The 5,239-nt window shown below is 54.5% G+C and carries 6 protein-coding genes; 4 read left to right on the plus strand and 2 right to left on the minus strand.

Translation table 11 applies throughout. The features are described 5' to 3' along the window. From D8M41_RS11260 to D8M41_RS11275, 4 genes are all read left to right on the plus strand, one after another. The coding region (locus tag D8M41_RS11260) for a TraG/TraD/VirD4 family protein (protein ID WP_153269379.1) at positions 1–534 on the plus strand (534 nt) is incomplete at its 5' end. Next, entirely contained in the window at positions 531–890 is a 360-nt protein-coding gene (locus tag D8M41_RS11265; RefSeq protein WP_037233288.1) for a DUF4913 domain-containing protein, read from the plus strand. The genes D8M41_RS11260 and D8M41_RS11265, both read left to right, overlap by 4 nt. 67 nt (positions 891–957) lie before the next feature. Further along, complete coding sequence (locus D8M41_RS11270) at positions 958–2,229, plus strand: lytic transglycosylase domain-containing protein (protein ID WP_126927054.1); 1,272 nt, start codon at positions 958–960, stop codon at positions 2,227–2,229. Positions 2,230–2,246: 17 nt separating this feature from the next. After that, positions 2,247–2,855 carry a carbonic anhydrase gene (locus D8M41_RS11275; protein WP_126927055.1) on the plus strand — a complete coding sequence of 203 codons (609 nt, stop codon included), beginning with the start codon at positions 2,247–2,249 and terminating at the stop codon, positions 2,853–2,855. Between the two features lie 5 nt (positions 2,856–2,860). Here the strand turns inward: D8M41_RS11275 and D8M41_RS11280 are convergent, their stop codons facing one another. After that, the gene (locus D8M41_RS11280; RefSeq protein ID WP_126927056.1) at positions 2,861–4,150 is read right to left on the minus strand and encodes a hypothetical protein; all 1,290 of its coding nucleotides are present in this window, start codon (positions 4,148–4,150) and stop codon (positions 2,861–2,863) included. Positions 4,151–4,400: 250 nt separating this feature from the next. Further along, on the minus strand, positions 4,401–5,126 hold the full coding sequence (locus D8M41_RS11285; protein ID WP_126927057.1) for a hypothetical protein: 726 nt from the start codon (positions 5,124–5,126) through the stop codon (positions 4,401–4,403). Positions 5,127–5,239: the final 113 nt, after the last annotated feature.

A 5,239-nucleotide genomic window follows, 5' to 3' on the forward strand; every position in this document is an offset into this window, starting at 1 on the left:
CTGAGTACCCCGATGGTGGTGATGCTGGACGAGGCAGCGAATGTGTGCCGGTGGGCTGAGCTGCCGAATCTTTATTCGCATTATGGTTCCCGTGGGATTGTTGTGTGCACGATTTTGCAGTCTTGGTCTCAGGGGGTTGCTGTCTGGGGTCAGGACGGGATGCGGAAGCTGTGGTCAGCGGCGAATATTAAGGTTTACGGCGGCGGGGTGTCTGAGGCTCAGTTCCTTTCCGAGCTGTCCCAGCTGATTGGGGATTATACGTATACGAATGTGTCACGGTCGTATTCTCGGCAGCATGGGGCCTCGTCTAGCGTGGATGTGGATCGGAAAGACCGGATTATGGACGTTTCTGATTTGTCGGCGTTACCGCGTGGGCGGGCGGTGGTGTTCGCCTCAGGTGCTCCTGCGGTGCTGGTGAAGACCATCCCGTGGTATGCCGGGGAGCACGCGGCGGCGGTGAACGCCTCGTTAGAGGCGTATGACCCGGCGCGGAGGGTAACGCGGTCTGGTGCTGAGCAAGGGGGCCGGTTATGAGCGCACCTGAGTATTTTTTCCCGCATGTGGGGGCGTTTGTGCATGAGTGGCTGCTGCTGATGGTGAATCGGAAAGTGAATAACCGTGAGACGTTTTGGTGTTCGCAGTGGTGGACGCATCCTGAGGCTTTGGAGCGGCTGACTGCTTTGTGGTTGACGTGGGAGCAGGCCCGGAAAGAGCCAGAGACGCTAAGTGCGTGGTGGCGGGATCATGTAGATCATCATTTACCGCTGTTAATGTCGTCGAGCGGCCCGTTTAGGTATTGCGAAAACGGGCAGCATTGCGCGGAACGGTATGAGCGTGAGGCGTTTATTATTACCCCGTTCCCAGAGGGGCTTTTTTCCCAGATGAGCTGAGCATACCTCGGAAGAGCGGGGGTGTGGTGCGGGTCTATTTTTTGAGTTATTGGTCGGTGAGGTTTTCATGAATTCTAAAGGTGCGGTGTTTGTTGTCGCGGCTCCTATTCTGCTGGTGCTGGGGATCGTGATGTCGTTGATTATGTTTCTGGGTGCGGGCGCAACTAGTGTCGAGGATTGCTCCGAGGATTCACATGGGGGCGGGGTTCAAAAATCCTACAATAAGAGCGGGTCAGCGGCGGGTGCTGCCCCGGTGAGTAATGACGCGGCGGAGAATGTGAAGAATTATTTGCCAGAGCTGCAAGAAGCCTCACGGGTGAGCGGGTTCCCGGTGTCGCTGATTGCTGCAACGATTCAGCAGGAATCGGGGTGGAACCCAAAAATTGTGTCGCCCTCAGGGGCGCAGGGCGTGGGGCAGTTTATGCCTGGGACGTGGCCGTCGTATGGGCAGGGTGATCCTTTTAATCCTCATGATGCGATTCCTGCTATGGGGCGGTATATCAAAGATATTCGCCGGATTATGCGGGAGAATAATGTGCCGGGCGATGAGATAGATATTGTGCTGCGTAGCTATAATGCTGGCCCGTATTCTGTGATTGCACGCTCGGGTGGGGCTGCCTCAAGTAATGGGCATAGCGGGGATGAGAACGCGGATTATGCTCCGATGATTCGTGGGTATTGGCCGCAGTATCAGCAGATTGTTAAGGATTTGGGGGTAGAGGAGAACTCGTCGGTTGGGGAGGCGGATACCTCGATCCGGGAATCTCACCAGCAGGATTCAGAGAAGAAATCTTCAGATCAGAAACAGAATCAGCAGGCTCAGGGGAAGGAATGTCAAAAGAAGGACGGGTCTGGATCGGGGGCTGATGCTCACGATGGTAGCGTCAGTGGGAATGATGATTACCCGTGGCGGGATATGCCGCATTGTGATGGGAATGAGGAGAATTGCCCGGATCAGCCGGATCCGACGCATTCGTACCCGTCGGAGTGCACGGCGTTCGCGGCGTGGCGTGTGATTCAGCAGACTGGTGGTGATGAGAATAATATTACGTTCTTCAGTCCTGGGTCTGCTTTGACGTGGCAAGGTCACTGGGATAGTAAGGGCTGGGGCTCTGGGAAGAAACCTGTGGTCGGTGCCGTGGTGTGGTACGCGCCGGGGCAGGCTGGCGCGTCGTCCTTTGGGCATGTGGCCGTGGTGAAAGAAGTCTATGAGGATGGGACGTTTATGGAAGAGGGGTATAACGGGTTGGCTGCGCCGAACGATCATAAGTATTACACCCGGAAAACCGCGAATGATGCCCCGTCAGCGTTCTTGTACATCCCGAAACAGGGTAAATAAGGAAAGGAGATCACGTTATGATATCTCAGAAAATGGTGGGTGTCCTGATGCTTCTGGGCGGTGCTATCGCTGTGACTGGGTGCGGGGGTTCGGGGGAGAGCACTGCTTCTTCGGCGACGGCGCAGTCAAGCTCTTCTGCGTCTGTTGCCTCCACGAGTGCAGCATCTTCAGCGAGCAGTTCGTTAGATGCGAGCCCGCTTAGCGGGGTGAAGGGGTATTCGCAAGAAGCATCATTTACCCCGGTTGCTGAGTTAACTGATGAGGATAAAGCGCGTGCGGTACGTGGGGCGGAAGATGCGATGAAAGCTTTTGTGTCGGGTAAAGATTATCAGCAGTGGTCGGAAGAATTTTATCCGTTGGTCAGTGCTGAGCTACAGAATAGGTATGGGCCGAAGACCCCGACGAAAGCTTTTAAATCGGAGGTGAACGGTAGTGGTGAGATTGTGCAGGATCCAACGATTCGGGAAGGAAATCGGTATACGGTTCGGGTGAAGGTACAGACCGGGATCGGCCCGTATTTCGTGTTGATGCACCGGGAAGCGGAACGGCCGCAGGTGTGGAAAGTAACTGCTGTGGACACGGCGGGAGAGTACGATGCGTATGTGAAGAGTAAGACAGGCCCTTAAGCCCCTTAGCCTAGGCCCCGCCCGGGTTCTTGGCCGGTGCCACGGGATGGGTGCCGAGGTGCCCGGGGGCTGGGTTGAGTCTTCCCTGTGGGGGCTGAAGTTTGTGTGGTTTTTCCCAGGTTACCGAAGGATGCCTGCATCTGTTCGTGGATCCGTTGTACCTCGGGGGAGAGCTGCTGCTGTTCTGCCCGGTGAGCCAGCTCGTGAGTGGCTTTGGTTTGAAGGGGTGTGGTGTACCCGCGGCCAATGGTGAGATCTTGGGCGTGTGCGGCGTTTATCTGGTGGGCTTCAGATTCGGTGCGTGCCCGCCGGTAGTTTTCGTTTTTCGTCTCGTTATTATTAGGGCCGGTTAAAAGTGTCCGGGAGCGTGCGGCAGTGGTGTAGGTGATGCGGGCTTCTTCACGGCTGGTTCCTCCAGCTTGTAGGTAGAGAAGCGTTTTTGCGGGGGCCGCTGCTAGGTCTATGTGCGTGGGGTTAAAGGTGCGGTGGGGTATTGGGCGGTGTATTTCTTTAAGGGTCAGAGGCTCAAGGGTGTGGGTGTCGTAGATGGTGTGTAGCATATCCGCGTGTTTTAGCCACTGTGGATCTGCTTCTCGAATGAGACGGCCTGTGGCCCATGCCTGTAAGTCAGCACCCCATAACAGGGGCTCGGTTGAAGGGGATGTGTAGGCAACATTTAAACGTGGGATTACCCGGTTATCGTACAAACGGCGCAGAGTCCGCTTATCAATGGCATCTCCGGCTCCTTGATCCCGGCGTTCAAAAACGAACGTATCAACAGGGTAATCCTCCCGGAGTGCTAGGGTTTTGGTCAGCGCGGTTAACGTTTCAGCACGGGCACCTTCTAGTAAAGTGTTTTGGGAAGAGCGGCTATAGGCAAGTGGGATATAGGTGTGTAAGGTAATGACATTATTACCAGCAATAGCGTACTCCCCAACAGCGGTGAGCATGGGCCAGATATTCTCGCGCCGGAGCCAGTATTTATCATTATCTTCTTGTAGCCCCGCGTCATCGTATGCTTCACTGGTATGCCAATAGGAATGCCCATCATTGGCTTCTTTAAGTAGCTCACGTGCATCGATATCTTCTGCTTCAACGACTGTGGCGGATAAGGCATAGTAGCCTGGATGAACTAGACTTGTCTTATCGGTACGTGGAGCATAGTATGTTTCGTCGACAAAGGCGATACGTTCTGCATCAGCATTAGCTCGTAGAAAATTAGGGTAGTTAATATCTCGGGTACGAGCAATATGCAGTGTGAAGAGACGTTCTGAGGACTTCCTCCGACGTGCCATGAAGAGCTTCTTTCAGTATCTAGTATGACTATGGTACTATTTTAGAGTAAGAAAAACTTGATCCAGCGCCGAGCAGATCATCTCTATGATAGGGGTGTACGAAGGGTCGTTGCGGGGATAGGCTCTATATAGTTTATTGTGGCTCTTCTAGCCGGCTTATAGAGATCTTACACTGGTACTTATATAGTGCCTCATTCTTTCTATTGACAGGTGGGCGCAGAGGAAACTAACCTCTGTGTCCACCTGTTTTTTAGCGGGAAAGTTCTCGTTGACGGCGGATGTTTTGAGTGCGCCCTTGGCGTGCTGGCTTCTGCTGCTGGTGGGCTGGTTTGGCCTGTTTAAGCGCTTGGTGGGGGTGCACTCCTAGAGATTTATCAGTAAGCGTCATGGATTGAGCAGTCTCACGGTCGAACCGGTTTTCGTAGTACACGGCTCGTTCCTCACGCTGCTCTGCCTGATCCCAGTGCTCTGCCGCGTCAGTGTGTGCTTGATAATCAGCAGCCTGATGCTCTGCTGATTCGTGCGGATCGTGGCTGTGGAGGGCTTTCCCGTACTCACTGTCGGAGATGTTTTCCAGCCGTTGCGCGATTTCTTCTTCGTTCCGCTGAAGAGCTCGCTCATCACGGCCACTATCGTGGAGGTACCCCAGAAAATCTTCTGTACGAACACCGTACCGGATCCTGAATTGCTCTTCTAGGTACTCTAGCGCGCGGGCTGCTTCAGGATCCTCTGCGGCCCGGGAGCGTGCAGAATGTATCACATGATACGCATCGGCCCCGGTAGCATTGTCCCACCACTGCGACTGATAGATGCGGGAGTATTCGTGGTGGTTCCGGCCCTGGTCCTCAATGCTGTGATGAGAATGGTGGGCACGGTCACGGGCCTGCGCAATACGCCGTTTAACAGCGGCCATGACGGTTTTAAGTTCATCTGCTAGGGCCTGATCAATATCGGCTGTTGGGTTACGCTCTTGCATTAGAGTTCCTTTCCAGTAGTGGACTGTTTCTGGTTTTGTCGTTGCCGCTGGGCGTAGTCGCGAGCATCCTGTTTCTGCTGCGGTGGCTGCTGCCTGCGGCGGTTGAGGTTACC

This window comes from Rothia sp. HSID18069 (genome assembly GCF_003989155.1).
GTDB classification, from domain to species: Bacteria; Actinomycetota; Actinomycetes; order Actinomycetales; family Micrococcaceae; genus Rothia; species Rothia aeria.